We start from the raw sequence: 23,442 nt of genomic DNA, 5'->3' as shown, positions 1-23,442 counted from the left end.
CTGTGCGAAACACGCGACGCGCGCCGCGCGTTGCGCCTCGACACAGGAGCATCGATGCCGAATCACGCCGAAGCCACCACGACGCAGGCGCCGCAAGTCGCGCCCGTCCCCCCGACCCAGGCGACAGGCCCCGCATTCATCGCGCCCGAAGCCGATCCGCAGGCGCTCGCACGCAACAACCAGTACGTGCTGAAATCCGGCGACGCGTTCGTCGTCAGCGACGCGCTCGGCGACGTCGGCGGCCACGACGACGGCCTGTTCGTCGACGACATGCGCGTGCTGTCGACCTGGCGCCTGACGTTCGGCGGCCGCGCGCCGTCGCTGCTGTCGGGCGCGACGAGCGCGGACAACGCGTCGTTCACCGCGCACCTGACGAACCGCCCGCTGCCGCCGCTCGGCGGTCGCGAGACGCCCGAGGGCGTGATCCACATCGAACGGATGCGCGTGCTCGCGGGCGACGTGCTGTACGAAGCGCTGACGCTGACCAACTACGGCGCGAGCGAGGCCGAGGTGCCGCTGTCGCTGTCGTTCGCGGCGGATTTCAAGGACATGTTCGAAGTGCGCGGCACGCCGCGCCCGAAGCGCGGCACGGTGGTTGCGCCGCGCGTCGACGGCGGTGCGGTGCGGCTTCGCTACGATGGCCTCGACAAGGTCGAACGCAACGTGACCGTGCATTTCTCGCCGGCGCCCGACGCGTTGTCGGTCGATCGTGCCGATTACACGCTGACGATCGCCGCGCAGGCGTGCGTGTCGATCTACCTGACCGTCGACGCGACGCTCGGCCGCGCGCACGACGGTGAAGGCCCGGGATGCGGGCGCGTCGCGCTGCGCACCGCGCTCGTCGGCGTGCATCGCGAGATGCGCTCGCGCCGCGAGTCGATGGCGCGCGTGCACACCGGCAATCCGCTGTTCGATGCATGGCTCGACCGCTCGCTCGCGGATCTCGGGCTGCTCACGACGCAGCTCGATACCGGGCCGTATCCGTATGCGGGCATTCCGTGGTTCTCGACGCCGTTCGGCCGCGACGCGGTGATCACGTCGCTGCAGATGCTGTGGCTGCAGCCGTCGCTCGCGCGCGGCGTGCTGCGCTTTCTCGCGGAGCACCAGGCGCGCGAGACGTCCGCGTTTCGCGATGCGGAGCCCGGCAAGATCATGCACGAATTCCGCCGCAGCGAAATGGCCGCGACGGGGGAGGTGCCGTTCGCGCTCTATTACGGCGGCGTCGACACGACCCCGCTGTTCATCGTGCTCGCGGGCGCGTACGTCGAACACACCGGCGACGATGCGCTGATCGACGAGCTGTGGCCCGCGCTCGAGCGCGCCGCGCAGTGGGTGATCGACAAGTGCGACCGCAATCCGTACGGTCTGCTCGACTACCAGCGCACGTCGGAGCGCGGTCTCGCGAACCAGGGCTGGAAGGACAGCCACGATTCGGTGTTCCACGCGGACGGCCGTTTTCCCGACGGCCCGATCGCGCTCGTCGAAGTGCAGGCGTATGCGTGCGCGGCGCTCGATGCGATGTCGATGTGCTCGCACCGGCGCGGCCACGCGGCCGACGCGACACGCTATGCGCTGCGCGCGAAGGCGCTGCGCGACCAGGTCGAGACGCTGTTCTGGATGCCGGAAGGCCAGTTCTACGGGATCGCGCTCGACGGTCACGGCGACCTGTGCCGCGTGCTGGCGTCGAACGCGGGCCATCTGCTCGCGTTCGGCCTGCCCGACGCCGAGCGCGGCGCGGCGGTCGCCGGCGTGCTCGGCTCGACGCTGTTCCAGACGGGCTGGGGCGTGCGCACGCTCGCGGCCGGCCAGCCGCGCTTCAACCCGATGGCCTATCACAACGGCTCGGTGTGGCCGCACGACAATGCGCTGATCGCGCGCGGGCTCGCGCGCTACGGCGACAAGACGGCCGCGGTGAACCTGCTGCGCGCGCTGTTCGAAGCCGCGGTCAGCTTCGAGATGCGGCTGCCGGAGCTGTTCTGCGGGTTCCCGCGCCGGCGCGGCGAGCCGCCGACCGCCTATCCGGTCGCGTGCCTGCCGCAGGCGTGGGCGGCCGGTGCGCCGTTCATGATGCTGCAGGCGTGTCTCGGCGTGAGCGTCGACGCGGCGCGCCACGAGGTGCGGGTCGAGCGCCCGGCGCTGCCCGAAGGTGTCGACTGGCTGCGCATCGACGAACTGCGCGTCGGCGACGAAACGGTATCGCTGACGTTCCGGCGCGTCGACGGCCAGGTGATCGCGTCGGCGGAGCAGCCGGGGCGGGTGAAGGTGGTCGCGGTGCTGTAGCGCATGCGGCTGCACGGACGTTGCGCGATGTCGTGCCACGTCCGCACGCAGCGGCATAGAATCGTGACATGACCCTTGAACGATGGCGGAGGCACCTACGATGACGACCGACAACCGGCCCGACGACGGCGAGCAGAAGAAGCTCGAGAACCTGGAAGCGGCGGTCGACCACCTGCACAAGTCGATCGAGTCGCAGAGCATCGCGGCTGGCGCGGCGAAGGGCATCCTGTTCAGCCTGATCGAAACGCTCGGCGCGCTGATCGGCGATCCCGACCTGCCCGAACATGCGCGCTCCGGGTACGAGGCGCTGCGCGACAAGGCGAGCGAATTGCGCCGCGGGCTCGACCGGCATTGACGAAGCGGCAGCCGGCGTCGACCGCGTGGCCCGCGCCGGCGCTGCCCAATCCTGCACGGCGCGCACAAAATCCCGTGCGCTCAATGAGTTAGCCGGCCGGTGCGCAGGATATCCACAAGCTTGCCAACACAATCTGTGGAGAACCGGCCGGCCCCCGACCGGCCGCGCAAGCGGCGCCGCGAGGCCGCACACGATGACGCGTCATTGACCTGTCTGGCCCGATCTACTGAATCCCCTTTTGTATCAGGATGTTACGCGTCACATTGGTGGAATATCCACAGGCTTGCCAACAAAATCTGTGGATAAGTCTGACGTGATTGCTTCCTGATGGTTGACGATCCGGCGCGCGGCGGTCGGTGCGTCGAAGCCTTTGCGCACGGGCTGCCCGCTGCGTGCATCGGCGCGATAATTCGTGCGCGATCAACGGGTTAGGCCTCGGGTACCCAGGATATCCACATCCTTGCCAACACAATCTGTGGACAAGCCGGGCCGCATCATTCGACCGGCGCAGTGTCGGCCGCCTCCGCGACGATCCAGTCGCGAAACAGCGTCATCGCCGGCGAGAGCGGCTTCGACTTCAGCGACGTGAGCCAGTAGCCGCCCGCGCGCACGTCGATGTCGAACGGCCGCGCGAGCAGGCCGAGCTGCAGTTCGCGCGCGAACATGCAGGCTGGCGCGAGCGCGATGCCGGCGCCCTGCATCGCGGCCTCGACCATCAGCCGCGACGAATCGAACACGGGCCCGTTCACCGCCCACGGTTCGAGCGGCGCGGCATCGAACCAGCCGAGCCATTCGTCGGTGCGGTACGAGCGCAGCAGCGTTTCGTTCGCGAGATCGGCCGGCCGCGCGAGGCGCCGCGCGATCTCCGGCGCGCACAGCGCGGTGAGCGGGGCGTCGAGCAGCCGCTCGTTGCGCGTCGCCGGCCAGTTGCCTTCCCCGAAGCGGATCGCGAAATCGAGACCCTCGGCCGCGAGGTCGACGACGTTGTTGTGGGTCCGCAGCCGCAGCTCGACGAACGGGTGCGTGTCGCCGAAGCGCTTCAGCCGTGGCATTAGCCAGCCTATGGCAAAGGTGCCGACCGCGCCGAGCGTCAGCACTTCGTGGAAGCGCCCGCCGTCGAACTGCTTGAGCACGGTTTCGATCCGGCTGAATGCGTCGCTGAGCACCGGCAACAGCGCGCGCCCTTCGTCGGTGAGCCCGAGGCCGCGCGGCAACCGGGTGAACAGCGCACAGCCGAGCCGCTCCTCGAGCGAGCGCACCTGCTGGCTCACGGCCGCCTGGGTCACGCTCAGCTCGAGGCCGGCGCGCGTGAAGTTCAGGTGGCGCGCCGACGATTCGAACGCGCGCAACGCATTGAGCGGAAGATGAGGGCGGAGCTTCGTCATAAGAATTTCTTTTGTCAGCGCTCAATTATCGTTGCTTGTCAGGCAACCGTAAAGTCACGATAGTGCTGTCTCGCCGGCCGGCCGTTCTGCATCCATTCCACCACGAGAGACACCCCATGACCTACTCATCGCAACGTCGAACCCTGCTGCTGGCTGCCGCGACGGCGCCGCTCGTCCTGACCGTCAGCGCGTGCGCGTCGCCGCCGGCTGCCGGGCAGGACGTTTCGTCCGCGACGTCGTTTGCCGCGCTCGAGCGCGCGGCGGGCGGCCGTCTCGGCGTGTGCGCGATCGACACCGCGGGCGGCCGGCGCGTGCAGCATCGCGCGGACGAGCGCTTCCCGTTCTGCAGCACGTTCAAGGCAATGCTGGGTGCGGCGGTGCTCGCGCAGAGCGTCGAGCGCCCGGGGCTGCTGCAGCAGCGCGTGGACGTTGCGCAGTCCGATCTCGTGAACTACTCGCCGGTGTCGGGCAAGCATGTCGGCACCGGGATGACCGTCGCCGAGTTGTGCGAGGCGGCGATCCAGTACAGCGACAACTCGGCCGCGAACCTGGCGATGAAGCTGATCGGCGGGCCGTCGGCGGTGACCGCGTTTGCACGTTCGATCGGCGACGACACGTTCCGGCTCGATCGCTGGGAGACCGAACTGAACACCGCGTTGCCGGGCGACCCGCGCGACACGACGACGCCGGCCGCGATGGCCGCGAGCCTGCGCGTACTCATGCTCGGCGACGCGCTGCCGCCCGCGCAGCGTGCGCAGCTCGTCGCGTGGCTGCGCGGCAACAAGGTCGGCGACAAGCGGATTCGCGCGGGCGTGCCGGCCGGGTGGCAGGTGGCCGACAAGACCGGCACCGGCGACTACGGGACGACGAACGACGCGGGCGTGATCTGGCCGCCGTCGCGTGCGCCGATCGTGCTCGCCGTGTATTACACGCAGGCGCGTGCCGATGCGAAGGCGAAGGACGACGTGATCGCGGCCGCCGCGCGCATCGCGGTCGCGATGTTCGCGTGAGCGGGCGGCGCGGCGCGCGTTCATCGATGAACGCACGGATCGATGAAGCGATGTGTCGATGAATGCACGCGGTGCCGCAGTCGTGACCGGCATGTCGAAACGTTGTGCGATCAACGACTTAGGTCACGCATGCTCAGGATATCCACATCCTTGCCAACAAAAATTGTGGACAAGCCCGCGCGCGGCCGCGTTCCTCGCGCAGCGGGCGCGGCGCCGGCGTGCGTGAGGCTTGCCTGCCCGGTTCGAAGCGGCACGGACAAAACCTTTCGGATCAAGTGCTTGTGCGTGGTATGCGCAGGCTATCCACACGCTTGCCAACACAATCTGTGGACAAGCGGCGTGGCGCGCGCGACATGCGGTCCGTCGCGTCGCGCGACGATGCGTGAACGGCACATCGCGTGGCCGCGTGCCCGATTCGAAGCGGCGCGGACAAAGTCTTACGGATCAAGCGCTTGATCGCGGTATGCGCAGGCTATCCACATGCTTGCCAACACAATCTGTGGACAAGCCCGCCCGATGTTCAGCCATGCCGATCGTCGACCGAGGGCCAGCGCGCGAACGCGAACACCCACAACATGATGAAGTTCAGGACCGGGACGAACATCGTCAGGATCCACCAGCCTGAATGCCCGGTACGCCGAACGATGCGGACATACGGATAGACGACGATCGCGACGAGCACGAGCGAGACGATCAACTGCCCTGCGGTGAAGTGTTCCATGGTCTTCCTCGGAATGATGTGTCGTTGTCCGATGCGGGCGCAACGGCCGGCATCGTGGTGCCGCTGCGTGAAGTCTCGCGATGCGTGGCGCGTGCGGCTCGTGTGATCGTGACGCGTGGCAGGTGCGGGCGTCAAGCGGCGGGCAGGGTGCCGCTGTTGCGCCGGATCGTCCGTCTGCGCGCGCGGGCGAACCGCGTGCTGCCGCAACGGTGACGTGGCGCATGAATCATTGGCCGATCAATGGGTTAGCCGATGCGTGCGCAGGATATCCACAAGCTTGCCAACAAAATCTGTGGGTAAGTGCTGCGACGATCGCATCGCACATCATTGGGGCATCGACGTGGCATCGTGATGCGAAGTGCGGCGAACCGGCGCGTGTGACGGCCCGGCGCGCGCCGCGTCTGCATCACGCGTGCCAAAGTCCGTCGGATCAACGGCTTAGCGTTGCGGTGCGCAGGATATCCACAAGCTTGCCAACATTTTCTGTGGAGAAGTCCGCGTGGCGATCGCGCGGCGCGGCACATCGTGCAAACCGCCTCGTCTGCCGGATCCACCGTGAAGACGTTGAGGAGCACGACGGGTTGCGCGTCGACGCCGAGCTGTTGCCGGATCGGGAAGTTCGGGTCCATCGATTTGAAATGTGGCATTGGGCGCCCCTGCAAGTAGTGCGGCGACGACTCGGAGGGAAGGGATCGGTACGCGATGTCGCGTCGAGGCGAGCGCCTGCTCGGCGCGGGTTGGCGCATTCGCTGCGCACGAGCGCCAAACCCTTTCGGATCAATGGCTTGCTGCCATTAGCGGCCGGTTGTCCACAAGCTTGCCAACACAATCTGTGGAAAAGCGGCCCGTCGGGCGTGTGTCAGGCCGGCGCCGGAAAGCGGACCGTCACGGTCAGCCCACGCCCGCCTTGCGTCGTGCCGAGCGCGACGGTTGCGCGATGCTGTTCGGCGATCCGCTTGACGATCGACAGCCCGAGCCCGCTGCCCGACGACGTGACCGCCTGCGCGCCTTCGCCGCGATAGAAGCGTTCCCACACGTCCGTGCGCTCGGCTTCCGGAATGCCGGGGCCGTCGTCGGCGACTTCGAGCACGGGCGTCGCGCCATCGAGACGCGCGGACACGTCGACGCGCGCGCCTGCGCCTGCGTAGCGGATCGCGTTGTCGACGAGGTTGTTCAGCAGCACGCGCAACGTGTCGATGTTGCCGGCGGCCATCACCGGCGACGACACGATCGCGCCGAGGTCGATGCGGTGCGCATCCGCGACGCGCGTGCGATCGGCGACCACCGAGCGGCACAGCGCGGCGAGATCGACGGGCGCGGAGGCCGCGGCGGACGCCTGCGCGTCGGGTTCGAGGCGCGCGAGCGTCAGCAATTGTTCTGCGAGGTGGCCGAGGCGTGTCGTGCCGGCATGGATCTGCGCGAGGATCTGCTCGCGTTCGTCGGCCGTCGACGCGCGCCGCAGCAATTGCGACTGGATCGACAGCCCCATGATCGGCGTGCGCAATTCGTGCGCGGCATCGGCGATGAAGTGCCGCTGCAGCGTGAACGAACGGTCGAGCCGCGCGAGCAGGTCGTTGATCGCTTCGGCGAGCGGGCGGACTTCGTTCGGCATCGACGCGACGTCGACCGGCTCGAGATTGTTCGCATTCCTGCGCTTCAGGCCGGCCGCGATCGTGCGCAGCGGCCGCAGCCCCGCGCCGATGCCGAACCACAGCCCGATCGCGAGCACCGGCAGCATCGAGAACACCGGCCACAGCAGGTGCACCGCGATGCCCGCGATCGCTTCCCAGCGCGCGTGGCGCGCCTGCGCGAGCCGGATCGTCGTGCCGCCGCGTTCGGTCACGTAGGTGCGCCACGGCTGGCCGCCGACGTCGACGCTGCCGATGCCCGTCTGCGCGGGCGGCGGCAGCGCGGACTTGCGATCGGTCGAATACACCAGCGTGCCGTTGCGCCAGACCTGCAGCAGCACGGCGTCGGGGTCACCGGCCTCGAATTCGTGCTTGCCGTCGCGATGGTTGCTGAACGACAGTTCGCCGTTCGGGCCGACGACGATCTGCTTCGACATGCTGCGCATCTGGTCGTCGAGGAGATCGTCGAGTTCGCGCAGCGCGCCCCAGTAGGTGCCCGCGCTTGCGACCAGCCCGATCACGCACGCGGCCGGCAGCAGCCACGTCAACAGGCGCCGCCGCAGCGATGCGCTGCGCCAGCGCGCGATCGCGTGTTGCAGACTCGTCATGCGGCGTCACCGATCCGGTAGCCGACGCCGCGCACCGTGCGGATCATGTCGTGGCCGAGCTTCTTGCGCAGGTTGTGGATGTGCACCTGCACCGCGTTGCTCTCGATTTCCTCGCCCCAGCTGTACAGCCGTTCCTCGAACTGTTCGCGCGAGATCACGGCGCCGGGGTCGCGCATCAGTTCGTGCAGCAGCACGAACTCCTTCGGCGACAGCGTGACTTCTTCGTCGTTGAGCCAGACCAGGTGCTTGACCGGATCGAGCCGCAGCGGGCCGATCGCGAGCGTCGTCTGCGCGCGCCCCGCATGGCGGCGGTTGACCGCGCGAATGCGGGCGAGCAGTTCCTCGAGCACGAACGGCTTGACGAGGTAGTCGTCGGCACCGCTGTCGAGGCCGGCGATGCGGTCCGGCACGCCGTCGCGCGCGGTGATGATGATCGCGGGCAGGGTTTCGTCGCGGCGGCGCAGCGACGCGAGCACCGACAGGCCGTCGCGGTTCGGCAGCCCGAGGTCGAGCAGCAGCAGGCCGTAGCCGGTCGAGCGCAGCGCGAGCGTCGCGGCGTCGCCGTCCTTGACCCAGTCGACCGCGAAGCCTTCCTGTTTGAGGCCCTGTTCGAGCCCGCTGCCGATCAGCGGATCGTCCTCGACGAGCAGTACGCGCATGGATTCGTGTCTGTTGGCGGGCGCGGGCGCCCGGGGTTCCCATGATAAGCGCAGGTGTCTTAGGCCGAGCTTAAACACGGGCGCCTGCGTGCGTTCGCGCACCGGAACGTTGCGACGGCATGCCGCGGCGCACGGTCTTCAGCTTTGCTTAATCTTACGGTCCGTAATCTGGGGCCGTCGCGTTCAACGGAGCGCGGCGCACTCGAAAAAATGGAGGAACGAGATCATGAAACACCTGACGAGAATCCTGGCGGTCGCGCTTGCCGTGCTGCCCGCCGCCGTCTACGCGCAATACACGGGGCCGTCCGCGCTGACCACGACGACCGTGAAGGAACTGCTCGCGAACGGCAAGGACGACCAGCACGTGCAGTTGCAGGGGCGCATCGTCAAGCATGCCGGCGGCGAGGACTACGAGTTCGCCGATGCGACGGGCACGATCCGCGTCGAGATCGACCACAAGCTGTGGGCGGCCGGCCAGCCCGTCAGCGACAAGAACGAAGTGAAGCTGACCGGCGAGTTCGAGCGCAAGTGGTCGGGCAAGGTGAAGGTCGACGCCGATCACGTGGAAGTGCTGCGCTGACCGGTGCACCGGTGCACCGGTGCGTACGGGGCCGGTGATACCATGGACGACCGGTTCCCGTTCTCACCAAGATGGCTGCCAATTTCGATGAACTCGCGTCCCGGATCCGGGCGCAATTTTCCGAACTGAGCCCGCAATTCCAGGCGGGCGCTGCATTTCTGCTCGATCATCCCGACGAGGTCGCCACCTCGTCGATGCGCAAGGTCGCGCAGCGCGCGCAGGTTCAACCCGCATCGCTCGTGCGGCTCGCGCAGCAATTCGGTTTCCCCGGCTGGAACGAGCTGCGCGATCTGTGCGTCGCGCGCGTGCGCACGCGTCCCGAGCCGCTCACGCAGCGGGCGCGTTCGCTCGTGCGGCCCGACGCGAAGGCGTCGCTCGCGCACGACCTGCTCGCCGCACAGCAGCACAATCTTGCCGCCACCGCCGCACAAAACGGGCACGCGCTCGCGGACGCCGCGAAGCTGATCCGCAAGGCGTCGCACGTGCATGTCGCGGGGTTCCGGTCGTGCTATCCGGTTGCGTTCGGTTTCGTGTACGGCTACCGGCTGTTCCGGCCGACCGTGTCGTTGCTCAACGGTGTCGCCGGCTCGCTCGAGATGGAATTGCGCACGATCGCGAAGCAGAGCGTGACCGTGATCATCAGTTTCGCGCCGTATTCGGCGGAAGCGACGCGCGTCGCGCAGGCGGCGAAAGCGCAGGGCAGCAGGATCGTCGCGATCACCGACAGCGCGGTGTCGCCGATCGCGCTGCATGCGGACGCGCAGCTGATCTTCACGCACGACAGCCCGTCGTTCTTTCCGTCGCTGGTCGCCGCGCATGCGATGGCCGAGGCGCTGGTCGCGCAGTTGCTGGCGCTCGAAGGCAGCGATGCGATCACGGCGCTCGAGCGCACGGAAGCGGAACTGCATGCGAAGGGCGCGTATGTCGTGTAGCCGCACGCGCGGCTCCGCCTTTCTTCCACTCCCGTTTTCTCCTTGATCCGACGTAACCGATGACGTTCACCTACGACGTGACCGACGCCGGCGACGTGAACGTCCGCAAGCAGATCGCGGCGCCACTCGTCCGGTTCAACGAAAGCCGGGCCGGCCCGGCCGACTTCCGGCCGCTGGCCGTGCGCGTGACCGATGCCGACGGCGCGGTCGTGGGCGGCTTGTGGGGCAGCACGGCGTTCGGCTGGCTGCATGTCGACCTGCTCGTCGTGCCCGAGGCGGCGCGCGGCCGGGGAGCCGGCTCGCGCATCATGGATCTCGCCGAAGCGGAAGCCGTCGCGCGCGGGTGTCACAGCGCGTGGCTCGATACGTTCGACTTTCAGGCGCGGCCGTTCTACGAGAAGCGCGGTTATGTCCGTTTCGGCGAGCTGCCGGATTACCCCACCGGGCATACGCGCATTTTCCTGACGAAGAAACTCGGTTCCTGAGCGGCGGCCTGACCGGCCGCACACCGCGCCGCGCGCGCGGCCCTGACATCCGCATCGATATTTCATCGCGACCTGAACCGTCGCGTACCGCGCGCGCGTATGCTGGCGTCTCCATTCCGAGGAGACGTCAATGTCCGATTCCAACGTGCAGTTCCGCCAGGCCGAAACCTTCCGCGCGCTGCACGCGCGCCCCGGCGCCTTCATCATCCCGAACCCGTGGGATGCCGGGTCCGCCCGGCTGCTCGCGATGGCCGGCTTCGAATCGCTCGCCACCACGAGCGCCGGTTTCGCGTTTTCGAGAGGGCGGCCCGACAACGCGATCGGCCGTGACGAAATGCTCGCCCACATCGCCGAGATCGTCGCGGCGGGCGGCTTGCCGGTCAGCGCCGATCTCGAGAACGGCTTCGGCGACGCGCCCGACACGGTCGCCGAGACGATCCGCCTGGCGGCCGGCGCCGGCGCGGTGGGCGGCTCGATCGAGGATGCGACCGGCCGCGCCGATGCACCGATCTATCCGTACGACGCGGCGGTCGAGCGCATCGCGGCGGCGGTCGACGCGGCGCGCGCGCTGCCGTTTCCGTTCACGCTGACCGCGCGTTGCGAAAACTACCTGCACGGCCGCCACGACCTGGCCGACACGATCGCGCGGCTGGTCGCGTACCGTGACGCGGGCGCTGACGTGCTGTACGCACCGGGCGTGACCGATCCCGACGACATCGCGGCGCTCACGCGCGCGGTCGGCGCGCCGGTCAACGTCGTGATGGGGCTGCAGGGCGGGTTGCTGAGCCTCGAGGCGCTCGCGGCGCTCGGCGTGAAGCGCGTCAGCGTCGGCGGCGCGCTGGCGCGGGCCGCATTCGGCGCGTTCCTGCGCGCCGCGACGGAAATGGCGCGCGACGGCACGTTCACGTTCACGCAGGCGGCGGTGCCGGGGCGCGACCTCAATCGCTGGTTTTCCGCGCCGGACAATTCGCCCGTTCAGTTCGAACAATAAGGGCCGGTGAAACGTGGGAACGTTTCCAACCGAAAGCTGATTGACGGTAATCAATCGAAACCGCTGCCGATTTGAAGTTCGATGACGGCGCGAAAACCATCGATTATTCTCCGTATTCCGGCGGTGCGACCGGAACCGGCACGCAAGCCGCGCCGGTTCTGGCGTCAGCCGCCCGCCACGCGAACCGGTGCCGCATATTGTTGCGATTTTCCGGTCGCTGTTTTTTTCGTATTCGGGAGTTGCCGGTTATTTATCGGATTGGTAATCTCCCGCATATCCGAATGACCTGCCAGCGGGCCGCCGGAAAATGAATATATAAAAAATCGAGAGAGCGATGACAATCCGAGAAAATCACCGCAGTGGCGTTCGCGTCGGCGATGTCGTGACGCTGAAAACCGGCGGGCCGCGCATGACCGTCACGTACGCGGGGCCGGTCGTGTTCGACGATGCCGACTGGCTGATCTGCCAGTGGTTCGACGACAGCGGCCACTTCCGGCAGGAAATGTTTCATCACGAAACGGTGGTGCCCGAACCGCGCGCGATTTCCGCCGGGCGTGTCCGCGTGCGCATGCAGGGGCACCGCTACCGGTCGGCAGCCTGACGCCGCATCCCCGGATCCCCGAGTCCGTTACGGCGCGGCGCCGCGTGCCGCCCGTGTGCTGCTGCGTCGCAGCAGCCTGCCACGGCGGCACCGCCGCGACATCCACGACATTTCACGTCAACCCGAAACATGCGGCGGCCCGGCGCGCCGATACTCCACGCATGAACCCGACCCATCCGATTGCCGCGGTCACGCACCGCGATCCCTACCCGTATTACGCGACGCTCGTCGACGGGCCGCCGCTTGCGTTCGACGCCTCGCTCGGCCTGTGGGTCGCGAGCCGGGCAGCGAGCGTGACGGCCGTGCTCGGCCACCCGGCGTGCCGCGTCAGGCCGCTCGATGCGCCGGTACCGCCCGCGTTGCGCGGGTCGACGGCGGGTGCGCTGTTCGGCGAACTGGTGCGCATGAACGACGGCGCATTGCGGCACGACGTGCCGAAGCAGGCGCTGCACGCGGCGTTCGCGCCGATCGATGCGAACGCGTTGCGCGAACGGGCCGCCCAACTCGCCGGCAGCCGGCTGCGCGCGCCGTATGACGCCGATGCATTGAACGCGTGGTGCCTGACGGTGCCTGTCTGCGCGGTCGCCGATCTGCTCGGCTTCGACAGCGCGCAACTCGACGATATCGCCGCGCTGGTCGTCGACTTCGTCGCCGCGCTGTCGCCGCTGTCGGACGACGCCGCGCTGGCCCGCGCGAGCGAAGCCGCGCGGCAACTGCTCGACCGCATGACGGAACGCGTCGCGCGCACGCATGCGCAGGACGGTTCACTCGTCGCCGCGGTTCAGCAGGCGGCCGGCGCCGCGGGCTGGCACGCGAGCGGCGCGCTGGTCGCGAATCTGGTCGGGTTGCTGTCGCAGACGTGCGAGGCGACGGCCGCGTGGCTCGGCAACGTGCTGGTCGCATGGGATGGCACGGACGGCGAACGCGCGATGCCGGATACGGCCGCCCTCGACGCATTCGTCGCCGAGGTCGGCCGATTCGATGCGCCGGTGCAGAACACGCGCCGCTTCGTCGCGTCGCGCACGACGATCGACGGCGTGACCGTCGATGCCGGTGCGGCCATCCTGGTCGTGCTCGCGGCGGCGAACCGCGATCCGGCCGTGCATCGCGAGCCGCACCGATTGCTGCCGGGCCGCGCGCCGGGGCCGAACTTCGGGTTCGGCACGGGGCCGCACGGCTGTCCGGGCGAGCGGATCGCGCGGGCGGTCACGGCGGGGGCGTTCGGGGCGTGGTTGCGCGCGGGCGGTGACGCGCCGCGCGACAGGCTGGTGTGGGACTACCGGGCCTCGACCAATGTCAGGATGCCGAAGTTCGGCGCGACGAGGTAAGCGGAACGGCTGGACTGCCTAGCGGCAACCTTGCTTCTCGGCCCATTGTTGCTGGGCGGCGACGCGGCGTTGCACGCGTTCGACGAGACCGGTAGAGAAGGTCCGCATGCTGATGCCGCGGCGCTTCGCGAGGATGGTTTGCGCGACGTCGGTCTGCGGGTTCGGCTGGCATGCCCAGTACAGCGTCATCAGCCAGCCGATGCCCGTCCACGCGAACAGCGCGTTGAACATCGCGATCGTCAGCTTGTCGTGCCGGCTGCGCCGATCGGCGACGATGGCCGGAAGAAAATAGAGCGCGATCGCTGCGACCGAACCGGCCACCTGAATCAGGACTGTGTGTTCCATGTTGCTGCTCCGTCCGAACTGCAATGAGGCTGATTGTCGCGCTTTTTCCGTTCGTGTGCCGGCAATTGATTGTTGCGTTTTCAATAACGATCAGCGCATGGCGACGCCCTCCGGCTGCACTTCGTTGCTCAACGCGAAACCTTCGTCGAGCCAGCCCGTGACGCCGCCGATCATCAGCTTCACCGGGCGGCCGAGGCGCGCGAGCCGGATCGCCGCGCGCGCGGCGCCGTTGCAGTGCGGGCCCGCGCAGTAGACGACGAACAGTGTGTTGGCCGGATGGTCGGCGAGCTTGCCGGCGACGATCTTGCGGTGCGGCAGGTTGTGCGCGCCGGGCACGTGGCCGGCGGCGAACTGCTCCGGACCCCGGACGTCGAGCAGCACGAAATCCGGCGTGCCGGACGCAAGTGCATCGTGGACGTCCCAGCAATCGGTCTCGAAACGCAGCGATGCTTCGAAGTGCGCGAGGGCGGTGGCGCTGTCGGCGGCGGTGACGTCGGTGACGTATGACATGAAAGGCGCTCCTGAAGGACGGCGCGGAATGCGCCGGAATGAAGGGCAGTATCGCGGTTCGGCGGCCGTCGCGGCAGTGGCGCGATCGACAAGTTCCGGTAACATCGCGCCATGCACAATCATCTCGTCGTCGCGCTCGCCTACGATCGCCTCTGCACCTTCGAGTTCGGCTGCGTGGTCGAACTGTTCGCGCTCGAACGCCCGGAACTCGGCGTCGACTGGTATCGCTTCGCGGTCTGCGCGAGCGAGCCCGGGCCCGTGCGCGCGGCGGGCGGCATCACGGTCGCCGCGCCGTACCGGCTCGCGATGCTCGATCGCGCGGACACCATCGTGATTCCCGGCTGGCGCGATCCGGACGAGCTGCCGCCGGAGCCGCTGCTGAAGAAGCTGCGTGCCGCGCATCGTCGCGGCGCGCGGCTCTGTTCGATCTGCTCGGGCGTGTTCGTGCTCGCGGCGGCCGGCGTGCTCGACGGGCTCACCGTGACCACGCACTGGCGCTACGCCGAGCGCCTGCAGGCGCGCTATCCGGCGCTGCGCGTGAATCCCGATGCGCTGTATGTCGACGAAGGGCAGATCGTCACGTCGGCCGGCTCGGCGGCGGGGCTCGACATGCTGCTGCATCTCGTGCGCCGCGATCACGGCGGCGCGATCGCGAACCGCGTCGCGCAGCGCCTCGTGCTGCCGCCGCATCGCGACGGCGGCCAGGCGCAGTTCGTGCCGCGCCCGGTCGCGCCGGGCGGCAGCGACCGGCTCGCTAAGCTGATCGACTGGATGCGCGCGCACGCGGCCGAACCGCACACGCTCGCGTCGCTGGCCGCGCAGGCCGCGATGAGCACGCGCACGCTGCAGCGGCAGTTCGCGGATGCAACGGGGATGTCGCCGCTCGCATGGCTGATCCGCGAGCGCGTGAACGTCGCGAAGGACATGCTCGAAGCGCATCCCGGGCTGTCGCTCGCGCAGATTGCCGCGCGCGCGGGGTTCGGTTCCGAGGAGTCGTTGCGCCGGCATTTCCGGCGCGTCGCGGCGACGAGCCCGGCTGCGTACCGGCGCGGGATGGATCGCGGTGTGAGGTCCACGGACGCGTGAGTGGTGCGTCTTTCCGCGCAGCGGCGGAATCAGTCCGTCGTTTGCTTCTTGTCGACTTCGAGCACGCGTAAGATGGCGATCGCCGTGCGGCGACCGTAGATGCGGCGCCGCCATTCCCGCTCGCAACGACAACGACAAGGACAATCATCATGGGCCTGCTGGGCAAGCTGTTCGGAAAGAAAACGCGTGACGAAGCGGCAGCGCCTGCGCGTTCCGCGCACGACGCAGGCGGAGCGTCGGAAGCAACGGAAGGATCCGACGATACGAACGAACAAGGCGGCCCCGACATCGCGCCGGAACTCGCGCCCGCGCTGAGGGCATTCCAGGCCGGCCGGCACGAGGCCGCGATCGCGGCCGCCGCGCCGCACGCGGAGCGGCTGGCCGATGCGGCGCGCCTCTGCGCGCTTTCATACTCGGCGATGAAGCGTTACCCGGAAGCGTTTCCGTACTGGCTCGCGCTGTTCGACCATGAGCCGAGCGCGCACAACGCGGTGCAGCTCGCGACGACGTCGGTGATGTGCGACGAAGTGGAGCGCGGCGAAGCGTGGATGCAGAAGGCCGCCGAGGTCAATCACGACACGCACGAGCAGTCCGACGTCGCGGCGCGCGTGAACTTCATTTCGGCGCTGATGCAAGGCGGCCACCTGCGCGAGGCGCTGCCGCATCTCGCGTGGGTGCGCGACGTGTACGGCCACGTGCGGATCACCGATTCGACCTTCCTCTACATGCGCGGCATTCCGTTCTTTTCGTCGTTCCTCGAGAACAGTCTCGAGATCCTGAAGGCCACGCAGCCGGCCGACGCGATCGCGCCGTGGTACGGGGAACTGAAGGGCAAGCTCGACGAAGAAGGCGAAGCGCAGCTTGCCGCGTGGGTTAATCAGTTGCCGGCATGACCGGCCGGTTCATCGCGCGTCGCGACGCGTGCCGCATCCTGCCGGCGCGGCGTCGCGGCGCGCATGCTCAGCGCGTGTTGGTATTGCCGGTATCGCGCGCGGTTTGCTTGATGCACGCGATCCGGTACACGCCGTCCTCGACTTCGACGCCATGCGTGTCGTGCGTGAAGCCGGGGAAGCGCAGGTCGTACTGCTCGAGCGCCTTCAGGTAGCCGAGCAGCGGGCCGTCGGCCGGCCCCGCGTTCTCGCCGGGCATCAGCAGCGGAATGCCGGGCGGATAGGGCACCACGCCCGTCGCGACGGTGCGGCCCGCCATCTCGGCGAGTTCCAGCATCTCGATGTCGTTGTGCACGAGATGCTCGTACGCCTCGGCCGGGCTGAAGTCGGGCTGCGGCAGCGTCGAGAAGCCGCGCGACATCATCTCGGTCGTCTTCAGGTCGCTCATCGCGCTGAACATCAGGTCGCACAGATCGCGCAGGCCGAGCGTGCCGTAGCGGTCCGGATAGCGCGCGACCAGCTCCGGCAGCGCCTGTTCGAGCGGCGCGTTCGCGTCGTAGTCGCGCTTGAAGTCGAGCAGCGTGTTGACGAGCGTGCCCCACTTGCCCTTCGTCACGCCGAGCGAGAACAGGAACAGGATCGTGAAGTCGGTCGTCTTCTCGACGACGATCCCGTGCCGGTCCAGGTACGCGGTGACGACCGACGCCGGAATGCCGACCGGCATCAGCCCGCCATGCGGCGCGACGCCCGGCGTGACGATCGACACCTTGATCGGATCGAGCATGCAGTAATCGTCCTCGATCTCGCCGAAGCCGTGCCATGTGTCGCCCGGATGCAGCACCCAGCATGACGGATCGGTGGCGAGCAGCGTTTCGTCCGCTTCATGGAAGCGCACGCGCCAGCCCGTCTTGCGATCGACCACGGTGTCCGGCTGCCAGCCGTTGAAGAACCAGTCGTTGTTCTCCTCGCATTCCGCATGCAGCCGCGCGAGCATCCGGCGGAACGACACGGCCTCGCGGATCGCGTCGGTGGTCAGCGCCTCGCCGCCGGGGCCGTCCATCATCGCGGCGCTCACGTCGTTCGACGCGATGATCGCGTAGTTCGGCGACGTCGATGCATGCATCATGTACGCCTCGTTGAAGCGCGCGTGCTCGATCGGGTTGCGGCCGTTGCGGACATGGATGAACGACGCCTGCGACAGCGCGGCGAGCAGCTTGTGCGTCGACTGTGTCGCGAACACGGTCGGCTTGCTCGCGTCGTGCTGCGACGGATCGCCGTGCATCGCGTGGCGATCGCGGTAGATCGGGTTGAAGCGCGCGTAGCCGTACCATGCCTCGTCGAAATGCAACCGGTCGACGCTCTGGCCGAGCAGTTCCTCGATGCGCGTGACGTTGTAGCAGAGGCCGTCGTACGTCGAGTTCGTGATCAGCGCATGCACGGGCGCCGGGTCGATGCCGTCGCGGCCGCGCACGAGCGGGTTCGCGTCGATCGCGAGACGCACGGCGGCGGCCGTGAGCCGTTCCGGCATGATCGGCCCGATGATCCCGTAATGGTTGCGCGACGGTATCAGGTAGGTCGGAATCGCGCCCGACATCGTCATCGCATGCTCGGCCGACTTGTGGCAGTTGCGATCGCACAGCGCGACCTGGTTGCGCGTGACGCTCGCCATCAGGATCACGCGGTTCGACATCGACGAGCCGTTCGTCACGTGATACGTGCGGTGCGCACCGAACACGCGCGCCGCGTAGCGTTCGCTTTCGCCGATCGGGCCCGAGTGGTCGAGCAGCGAGCCGAGTTCGCCGACCGAGATCGACAGGTCCGAGCGGAACAGCGCTTCGCCGAAGAATTCGAAGTACGCGCGGCCGACCGGCGATTTCAGGAACGCGGTGCCGCCCGTGTGGCCCGGCGTGTGCCACGAGTATTCGTACACGCGCGAGAACTGCGCGAGCGCGCGGAACATCGGCGGCAGCACGGTTTCGCGGTAGCGTTCGATCGCGGCGACGATCCGCCCGCCGATGAATGCGGTCGTGTCCTCCAGCATCCAGATGAAGTCGTCGGCCTTGCGCATCGCGTCGACGGGAATCGCCGCCGCGCTCGCGCGGCTCGCGAGCAGGAACACCGGCACCGTCGCATTGCGCGCGCGCATCGCGTCGAGCACGGCCTGCGCGGGCGCATGAGCGGGATCGTTGCCGAGCTCCCAGTTGAGCAGCAGGCACTGGATCGCGGGATCGGCGTCGACCACCGCGCGTGCGTCTTCGGCTGAGGTCGCGATCACGACGTCGACGAGCCGCGTGCGCAATTCTTCGACGAGCGCGGTGGCCGCGCGTCCGGTGGCCGTGCGTTCGTCGATGTCGTGCTGCACGAGCAGCGCCTTCATGCCGAGGCGGCGGAACGCCGGTTGGGTCAAGGAAGCGGTCATGGGTCATTCCCCCGTTTGTTGAGTTGCCGGGATGCCTGCTGCGGCGGCCGGCGAGCGTGCGTGAAGGCGGGCGGCCTCGTGTTGGCCGACGGAGATCCAGAAGGCCGCGACGAGCGCGACGATGGTCACGCCGAGCGCGAGGTAGCGCACCCAGCGCGGCGAGCGGCCGCCCGGATGGACATGGGTTTCCTCGATTTCGCGCTGGCGGTTGATCGACAGCTCGTAGAACACGATCGTCGCGATCACGAAGATCAGCGACCAGCGCGTCTGCTGGCCGTCGGAGCCGACCATCGCCCACAGCGCGTAGACGGCGCCGATCAGGCCGACGATCGTGTAGAAGGTGAACTGGTGCGACGGCATCTTGCCGTAGCCGAGCACCTTGATCGCGATGCACGAGTAGATGTACGGCAGCAGTGTCATGATCACGGCGATCGACGCGATCTTGCCGAACTGCTCGCTCGCGCTCGGCGACATCGTCGCGAGCACCTGCACCGACATGATGACCGCGACGATCGCGAGGCCGGCCGACGGCACGTTCTTCGAGTTGACGCGGGCGAACACGCCGGCGAACAGGCCGTCGTCGGCCGCGGCCTTCGCGGTCTGGCCGACCAGCAGCGTCCAGCCCGCGAGCGAGCCGAGGCAGCCGAGCGCCGCGCAGATCGCGACCGCGTTCGCGGCGGTGTCGCCGAGCGCGAGGCGCGCGGCATCCGCGAACGGCGCGCTCGACGCGAGCAGCGCCTTGTTCGGGATCATCCCCATGATCACGGTCGAGCTGAGCACGTAGCACACGGCCGCGAGCACGACGCCGCCGACGGTCGCGATCGGCACGTTGCGCGACGGGTTCTCGACGACGCCGGCCGACACCGACGCGCTCTCGACGCCGATGAACGCCCACAGCGTGAAGTTCAGCGTCGCGCCGATCGCGCTGAAGCTGCTCGCGCCCGACACGTTCCAGCCGGCGAAGTACACGTCCTTGCTGAACCAGAACCAGCCGAACACGGCCATCCCGAGGATCGGCACGAGCGCGAAGATCGTCGTGACCGACTGCACGCGGCCGACCACGTTCGGCCCGAGGATGTTCGCGTAGGTGAACAGCCAGATCACGAAGATCTGCGCGAGCGCGAACACGAGCGGGTCGTGCAGGACCGGGAAGAAGTGCGTGAGATAGCCGAGGCCGGCGACCGCGAGGCCGACGTTGCCGAGCACGTTCGCGAGCCAGTAGATCAGGTTGGTCTGGTAGCCGATGTACGGGCCGAAGGCCTTGCGCGCATACGCATACGGGCCGCCGGCGGCCGGGTCGATCGCCGCGAGCTTCGCGAACACCAGCGCGAGCGACACGGCGCCGACCACGGTGATCAGCCAGCCGAAGATCGCGATGCCGCCGGTGGCGGCGAGGTTCGCGGGCAGCATGAAGACGCCGGAGCCCATCATGTTGCCCGCGACCATCAGCGTGGCGGGGATGACGCCGATTTTCGGCGCGGCGGTCGCGGCTGGCGCGGCGGCGGAACGGGAGGAGGACGAGCTGGCATCGGACATGCGAGGCTCCTTGAATGGTCGTGATGCGGTTGAGGTGGCGCGGCCCGGCGCCGGTCGACGATTCCGGAATGGATCGTCGTTTTATTGAACGACAGCATCTTATCTCCTAATGAAGTTCAATAAGGGTAAGCGAGGCCATTTAATATCTTGAATATTGATGTCGATCATTGAAAAGGGTGAAACGCTTTGGTGCGGATGAAGGTGGCCGCACCGGGGCGGGTGGCCTGTCTGGCCCGTCCGGCCGGTGGTTCTGGGGCGAAGGCGAGATGCGGGGCAGGTTGAGCGGATAATCCGTTTTTTGCCGAACCGGTTAATTAAATTCATGGGCTGAATGAGTCGGCAAACCCTGATTGAATCAGTCGGTTATTATCGAGCGCTCGAAATGCGCTCGCCCGCGCCATTGAATACTTCTACCGAACGGAGATTCCGATGACGATGCTGCCTTCCCGCCTGCCGCTGATCCAGGCTCCGATGGTCGGTTCCCTGAGCCCGCTGACGATTGCGGTCTGCGAGGCGGGCGGGCTCGGCTCGCTCGCATGCGCGGCGCTCGGCCCGCAGCAGTTGCGCGACGAGATCGCGGCGATCCACGCACGCACGCCGGCGCCGTTCAACGTCAACTTCTTCTGTCATGCGCCGCCCGCGCCCGATGCCGAGGTCGACGCGCGCTGGCGCGCGGCGCTGGCCGGCTACTACGCGGAAGCCGGGCTCGATCCGGCCGACGTGAAGGGCGGCCCTGGCCGCGCGCCGTTCGACGACGCGATGTGCGCGGTCGTCGAGGAATTGCGCCCGGCCGTCGTGAGCTTCCATTTCGGTTTGCCGGATGAAGCGCTGCTCGAACGGGTGCGGCGCACGGGCGCGTTGGTCGTCTCGTCCGCGACGACCGTCGAGGAAGCGCGCTGGCTCGATGCGCGCGGCGTCGATGCGATCGTCGCGCAGGGCGCCGAGGCGGGCGGGCATCGCGGGATGTTCCTGACCGACGACATCCACGCGCAGCCGGGCCTGTTCGCGCTGCTGCCGCAGATCGTCGACGCGGTGCGCGCGCCGGTGATCGCCGCCGGCGCGATCGCCGATGGCCGCGGCATCGCGGCCGCGTTCGCGCTCGGCGCACGCGCGGTGCAGATCGGCACCGGCTACCTGCTGACGCCGCAGGCCGGCCGCTCGGCGCAGCATCGCGCGGCGCTGCGGGCCGCGCGCGACGACGGTACGCGCGTGACCAACCTCTACACGGGCCGCCCCGGACGCGGCCTGCTGACGCGCTTCATGCGCGAGCAGGGGCCGATGAGCGCGCTGGCGCCCGCGTTCCCGCTCGCGACGGCGGCAGTCGATCCGCTGCGCGGCGCGTTCGAGCGGCAAGGGCGCGACGATTTCTCGCTGCTGTGGTCGGGCGAGGCCGCGGCGCTCGCGCGGGAAGAGGATGCCGGGGCGCTGACCCGGCGGCTGTGGGACGACGCGATCGCGTGCGCGGCGGGGTTGCGCGACGCATTCCCGCAGGCCGTTTGAGCGGGGGCGCGACGCGCTGCGGGAAACGGGCCGAACGGTCCCTGAATACGGCACGGAAAGCGCCCCGGGGCGGGGCCATCGGCGTATCATCCGGTTTTTCGTCAGCCCTATCCAGGCACCCCATCATGACCTCCGTCGACACTACCCCCGTCCTCGACCATGACAAGCTCGTTACCTTCGTCGAGCGCAAGTGGAACGATGAAATCCTCCACGCACTGACCGACTACATCGCGATCCCCGCGAAGAGCCCCGCCTTCGACCCCGACTGGGCGAAGCGCGGCTATCTCGAACGGGTCGTCACCGATGCCGCGCAGTGGGCCGAACGCCAGCCGGTGAAAGGCCTGAAGCTCGAGATCGTGCGCTTGCCCGGCCGCACGCCGGTGATCTTCTTCGAAACCCCCGCAACCCGCTCGGGCAGCACCGACACGATCCTGCTGTACGGCCACCTCGACAAGCAGCCCGAATTCGACGGCTGGCGCGCGGACCTCGGCCCGTGGACGCCGAAGTTCGAGAACGGCAAGCTGTACGGCCGCGGCGGCGCGGACGACGGCTACGCGATCTACGCGAGCCTCGCCGCGCTCGGCGCGCTCGACGAGCAGGGCGTCGAACGCCCGCGCTGCGTCGGCCTGATCGAGACCTGCGAGGAGTCGGGCAGCTACGACCTGCTGCCGTACGTCGATGCGCTGCGCGACCGGCTCGGCCAGGTGTCGCTCGTCGTGTGCCTCGATTCGGGCGCCGGCAACTACGACCAGATGTGGCTCACGACGTCGCTGCGCGGGCTGGTGTCCGGCGACCTGCAGGTCGAGGTGCTCGAGGAGGGTGTTCACTCGGGCGTGTTCGGCGGCATCGCGCCGTCGAGCTTCCGCGTGATGCGCCAGCTGTTCGAGCGCCTGGAAGACGCGAAGAACGGCAACCTGCTGCCGGGCGTGTTCCATTGCGAGATTCCCGACAGCCGCGTGCGCGAAGCCGACGCGGCCGCCGCGATCCTCGGCGACGCCGTATGGAAGGGGCTGCCGTGGGCATGCGGCGCGGACGGCAAGCCGGTGCTGCCGACCACCACCGATCCGCGCGAGGCGCTGCTGAATTCGACGTGGCGTCCGTCGCTGTCGGTGACGGGCGCGGCCGGCCTGCCGGCGCTCGCCGACGCGGGCAACGTGCTGCGTCCGCGCACCGCGTTCAAGCTGTCGCTGCGCCTGCCGCCGCTGGTCGATGCCGCTCAGGCCGTGCAGCAGCTGAAGGCACTGCTCGAACTCGATCCGCCGTACAACGCGAAGGTCACGTTCAAGCCGGATGCGGGCGCGGCGACCGGCTGGAGCGCGCCGGATCTCGCGCCGTGGCTCGCGTCGTCGCTCGACGCCGCGTCGCGCCGCCACTTCGGCGCGGACTGCGCGTACATGGGCCTCGGCGGCACGATCCCGCTGATGAACGTGCTGCAGGCCGGCTTCCCGTCCGCGCAGTTCATGGTGTGCGGCGTGCTCGGGCCGAAGTCGAATGCGCACGGCCCGAACGAGTTCCTGCATGTGCCGTACGCGAAGAAGCTGACCGCGGCGGTGGCGGACGTGATCGCGTCCGCGCGCTGAGCGTTCGCGCTGT

Annotated in this window: 21 protein-coding genes; 13 read left to right on the top strand and 8 right to left on the bottom strand. The window is 68.4% G+C overall.

Going from position 1 to position 23,442, the window contains the following annotated elements:
- The first annotated feature begins 54 nt into the window (after positions 1-54).
- The gene (locus tag PL79_RS08650; protein ID WP_044847901.1) at positions 55-2,280 is read left to right on the top strand and encodes an amylo-alpha-1,6-glucosidase; all 2,226 of its coding nucleotides are present in this window, start codon (positions 55-57) and stop codon (positions 2,278-2,280) included.
- A gap of 100 nt (positions 2,281-2,380) precedes the next feature.
- Positions 2,381-2,635, top strand: a complete 255-nt coding sequence (locus PL79_RS08645; protein WP_044847902.1) for a hypothetical protein — start codon at positions 2,381-2,383, stop codon at positions 2,633-2,635.
- 494 nt (positions 2,636-3,129) lie between these two features.
- Here the strand turns inward: PL79_RS08645 and penR are convergent, their stop codons facing one another.
- Positions 3,130-4,020 (bottom strand): beta-lactamase transcriptional regulator PenR, encoded by an 891-nt coding sequence (penR, locus tag PL79_RS08640; RefSeq protein WP_044847903.1) that lies wholly within the window; start codon positions 4,018-4,020, stop codon positions 3,130-3,132.
- Between the two features lie 116 nt (positions 4,021-4,136).
- Here penR and blaPEN-bcc point away from each other — a divergent pair, with 116 nt between their 5' ends.
- Positions 4,137-5,030: a PEN family class A beta-lactamase, Bcc-type gene (blaPEN-bcc, locus tag PL79_RS08635; RefSeq protein ID WP_044847904.1), complete on the top strand. Its 894-nt coding sequence runs from the start codon at positions 4,137-4,139 to the stop codon at positions 5,028-5,030.
- Positions 5,031-5,550: 520 nt separating this feature from the next.
- On the opposite strand, the gene PL79_RS08625 is transcribed toward blaPEN-bcc, so the two are convergent.
- From PL79_RS08625 to PL79_RS08610, 3 genes are all read right to left on the bottom strand, one after another.
- Positions 5,551-5,751 (bottom strand): DUF805 domain-containing protein, encoded by a 201-nt coding sequence (locus PL79_RS08625; RefSeq protein ID WP_044847905.1) that lies wholly within the window; start codon positions 5,749-5,751, stop codon positions 5,551-5,553.
- Between the two features lie 859 nt (positions 5,752-6,610).
- Complete coding sequence (locus PL79_RS08615) at positions 6,611-7,987, bottom strand: ATP-binding protein (RefSeq protein ID WP_044847906.1); 1,377 nt, start codon at positions 7,985-7,987, stop codon at positions 6,611-6,613.
- On the bottom strand, positions 7,984-8,646 hold the full coding sequence (locus tag PL79_RS08610; RefSeq protein WP_044847907.1) for a response regulator: 663 nt from the start codon (positions 8,644-8,646) through the stop codon (positions 7,984-7,986). The genes PL79_RS08615 and PL79_RS08610 overlap by 4 nt, the downstream gene beginning before the upstream one ends.
- A gap of 226 nt (positions 8,647-8,872) precedes the next feature.
- Here PL79_RS08610 and PL79_RS08605 point away from each other — a divergent pair, with 226 nt between their 5' ends.
- From PL79_RS08605 to PL79_RS08580, 6 genes are all read left to right on the top strand, one after another.
- On the top strand, positions 8,873-9,226 hold the full coding sequence (locus tag PL79_RS08605) for a YgiW/YdeI family stress tolerance OB fold protein (protein WP_044847908.1): 354 nt from the start codon (positions 8,873-8,875) through the stop codon (positions 9,224-9,226).
- Between the two features lie 71 nt (positions 9,227-9,297).
- The gene (locus PL79_RS08600) at positions 9,298-10,158 is read left to right on the top strand and encodes a MurR/RpiR family transcriptional regulator (RefSeq protein ID WP_044847909.1); all 861 of its coding nucleotides are present in this window, start codon (positions 9,298-9,300) and stop codon (positions 10,156-10,158) included.
- A gap of 59 nt (positions 10,159-10,217) precedes the next feature.
- Positions 10,218-10,643 (top strand): GNAT family N-acetyltransferase, encoded by a 426-nt coding sequence (locus PL79_RS08595; RefSeq protein ID WP_044847910.1) that lies wholly within the window; start codon positions 10,218-10,220, stop codon positions 10,641-10,643.
- A 130-nt stretch (positions 10,644-10,773) separates the two neighbouring features.
- Complete coding sequence (locus tag PL79_RS08590) at positions 10,774-11,634, top strand: isocitrate lyase/PEP mutase family protein (RefSeq protein ID WP_044847911.1); 861 nt, start codon at positions 10,774-10,776, stop codon at positions 11,632-11,634.
- A 334-nt stretch (positions 11,635-11,968) separates the two neighbouring features.
- Positions 11,969-12,235, top strand: a complete 267-nt coding sequence (locus PL79_RS08585) for a YodC family protein (protein WP_044847912.1) — start codon at positions 11,969-11,971, stop codon at positions 12,233-12,235.
- A 161-nt stretch (positions 12,236-12,396) separates the two neighbouring features.
- Positions 12,397-13,563 (top strand): cytochrome P450, encoded by a 1,167-nt coding sequence (locus PL79_RS08580; protein WP_044847913.1) that lies wholly within the window; start codon positions 12,397-12,399, stop codon positions 13,561-13,563.
- A gap of 18 nt (positions 13,564-13,581) precedes the next feature.
- Here the strand turns inward: PL79_RS08580 and PL79_RS08575 are convergent, their stop codons facing one another.
- On the bottom strand, positions 13,582-13,908 hold the full coding sequence (locus tag PL79_RS08575) for a superinfection immunity protein (RefSeq protein WP_044847914.1): 327 nt from the start codon (positions 13,906-13,908) through the stop codon (positions 13,582-13,584).
- A gap of 90 nt (positions 13,909-13,998) precedes the next feature.
- Complete coding sequence (locus tag PL79_RS08570) at positions 13,999-14,418, bottom strand: rhodanese-like domain-containing protein (protein ID WP_044847915.1); 420 nt, start codon at positions 14,416-14,418, stop codon at positions 13,999-14,001.
- A 111-nt stretch (positions 14,419-14,529) separates the two neighbouring features.
- Between PL79_RS08570 and ftrA the strand changes: the two genes are divergently transcribed.
- Both ftrA and PL79_RS08560 read left to right on the top strand, forming a co-directional pair.
- Positions 14,530-15,504, top strand: coding sequence for a transcriptional regulator FtrA (ftrA, locus tag PL79_RS08565; RefSeq protein ID WP_044847916.1), 975 nt, complete (start codon positions 14,530-14,532; stop codon positions 15,502-15,504).
- Between the two features lie 149 nt (positions 15,505-15,653).
- Positions 15,654-16,397, top strand: a complete 744-nt coding sequence (locus PL79_RS08560) for a hypothetical protein (RefSeq protein WP_044847917.1) — start codon at positions 15,654-15,656, stop codon at positions 16,395-16,397.
- 67 nt (positions 16,398-16,464) lie between these two features.
- On the opposite strand, the gene PL79_RS08555 is transcribed toward PL79_RS08560, so the two are convergent.
- Both PL79_RS08555 and adiC read right to left on the bottom strand, forming a co-directional pair.
- Positions 16,465-18,813: an Orn/Lys/Arg decarboxylase N-terminal domain-containing protein gene (locus tag PL79_RS08555; RefSeq protein WP_044847918.1), complete on the bottom strand. Its 2,349-nt coding sequence runs from the start codon at positions 18,811-18,813 to the stop codon at positions 16,465-16,467.
- A 3-nt stretch (positions 18,814-18,816) separates the two neighbouring features.
- Positions 18,817-20,349 (bottom strand): arginine/agmatine antiporter, encoded by a 1,533-nt coding sequence (adiC, locus tag PL79_RS08550; RefSeq protein WP_044847919.1) that lies wholly within the window; start codon positions 20,347-20,349, stop codon positions 18,817-18,819.
- Between the two features lie 429 nt (positions 20,350-20,778).
- Here adiC and PL79_RS08545 point away from each other — a divergent pair, with 429 nt between their 5' ends.
- Both PL79_RS08545 and PL79_RS08540 read left to right on the top strand, forming a co-directional pair.
- Positions 20,779-21,849, top strand: a complete 1,071-nt coding sequence (locus tag PL79_RS08545; protein ID WP_044847920.1) for an NAD(P)H-dependent flavin oxidoreductase — start codon at positions 20,779-20,781, stop codon at positions 21,847-21,849.
- Positions 21,850-21,974: 125 nt separating this feature from the next.
- Positions 21,975-23,429, top strand: a complete 1,455-nt coding sequence (locus PL79_RS08540) for a M20 family metallopeptidase (protein WP_044847921.1) — start codon at positions 21,975-21,977, stop codon at positions 23,427-23,429.
- Positions 23,430-23,442: the final 13 nt, after the last annotated feature.

Origin of the sequence: Burkholderia sp. USMB20 (assembly GCF_000949135.2) — a bacterium.
In the GTDB taxonomy this organism is placed as follows: Bacteria; Pseudomonadota; Gammaproteobacteria; order Burkholderiales; family Burkholderiaceae; genus Burkholderia.
Note: the sequence above shows the minus strand (reverse complement) of the source record. Positions and strands in the feature narration are given on the sequence as shown.

What these genes read in the sequence shown, in the direction of transcription:
- PL79_RS08650 (WP_044847901.1), top strand. Translation starts at nt 55, where the DNA reads ATGCCGAATCACGCCGAAGCCACCACGACGCAGGCGCCGCAAGTCGCG.
- PL79_RS08645 (WP_044847902.1), top strand. Translation starts at nt 2,381, where the DNA reads ATGACGACCGACAACCGGCCCGACGACGGCGAGCAGAAGAAGCTCGAG.
- penR (WP_044847903.1), bottom strand. Translation starts at nt 4,020, where the DNA reads ATGACGAAGCTCCGCCCTCATCTTCCGCTCAATGCGTTGCGCGCGTTC.
- blaPEN-bcc (WP_044847904.1), top strand. Translation starts at nt 4,137, where the DNA reads ATGACCTACTCATCGCAACGTCGAACCCTGCTGCTGGCTGCCGCGACG.
- PL79_RS08625 (WP_044847905.1), bottom strand. Translation starts at nt 5,751, where the DNA reads ATGGAACACTTCACCGCAGGGCAGTTGATCGTCTCGCTCGTGCTCGTC.
- PL79_RS08615 (WP_044847906.1), bottom strand. Translation starts at nt 7,987, where the DNA reads ATGACGAGTCTGCAACACGCGATCGCGCGCTGGCGCAGCGCATCGCTG.
- PL79_RS08610 (WP_044847907.1), bottom strand. Translation starts at nt 8,646, where the DNA reads ATGCGCGTACTGCTCGTCGAGGACGATCCGCTGATCGGCAGCGGGCTC.
- PL79_RS08605 (WP_044847908.1), top strand. Translation starts at nt 8,873, where the DNA reads ATGAAACACCTGACGAGAATCCTGGCGGTCGCGCTTGCCGTGCTGCCC.
- PL79_RS08600 (WP_044847909.1), top strand. Translation starts at nt 9,298, where the DNA reads ATGGCTGCCAATTTCGATGAACTCGCGTCCCGGATCCGGGCGCAATTT.
- PL79_RS08595 (WP_044847910.1), top strand. Translation starts at nt 10,218, where the DNA reads ATGACGTTCACCTACGACGTGACCGACGCCGGCGACGTGAACGTCCGC.
- PL79_RS08590 (WP_044847911.1), top strand. Translation starts at nt 10,774, where the DNA reads ATGTCCGATTCCAACGTGCAGTTCCGCCAGGCCGAAACCTTCCGCGCG.
- PL79_RS08585 (WP_044847912.1), top strand. Translation starts at nt 11,969, where the DNA reads ATGACAATCCGAGAAAATCACCGCAGTGGCGTTCGCGTCGGCGATGTC.
- PL79_RS08580 (WP_044847913.1), top strand. Translation starts at nt 12,397, where the DNA reads ATGAACCCGACCCATCCGATTGCCGCGGTCACGCACCGCGATCCCTAC.
- PL79_RS08575 (WP_044847914.1), bottom strand. Translation starts at nt 13,908, where the DNA reads ATGGAACACACAGTCCTGATTCAGGTGGCCGGTTCGGTCGCAGCGATC.
- PL79_RS08570 (WP_044847915.1), bottom strand. Translation starts at nt 14,418, where the DNA reads ATGTCATACGTCACCGACGTCACCGCCGCCGACAGCGCCACCGCCCTC.
- ftrA (WP_044847916.1), top strand. Translation starts at nt 14,530, where the DNA reads ATGCACAATCATCTCGTCGTCGCGCTCGCCTACGATCGCCTCTGCACC.
- PL79_RS08560 (WP_044847917.1), top strand. Translation starts at nt 15,654, where the DNA reads ATGGGCCTGCTGGGCAAGCTGTTCGGAAAGAAAACGCGTGACGAAGCG.
- PL79_RS08555 (WP_044847918.1), bottom strand. Translation starts at nt 18,813, where the DNA reads ATGACCGCTTCCTTGACCCAACCGGCGTTCCGCCGCCTCGGCATGAAG.
- adiC (WP_044847919.1), bottom strand. Translation starts at nt 20,349, where the DNA reads ATGTCCGATGCCAGCTCGTCCTCCTCCCGTTCCGCCGCCGCGCCAGCC.
- PL79_RS08545 (WP_044847920.1), top strand. Translation starts at nt 20,779, where the DNA reads ATGACGATGCTGCCTTCCCGCCTGCCGCTGATCCAGGCTCCGATGGTC.
- PL79_RS08540 (WP_044847921.1), top strand. Translation starts at nt 21,975, where the DNA reads ATGACCTCCGTCGACACTACCCCCGTCCTCGACCATGACAAGCTCGTT.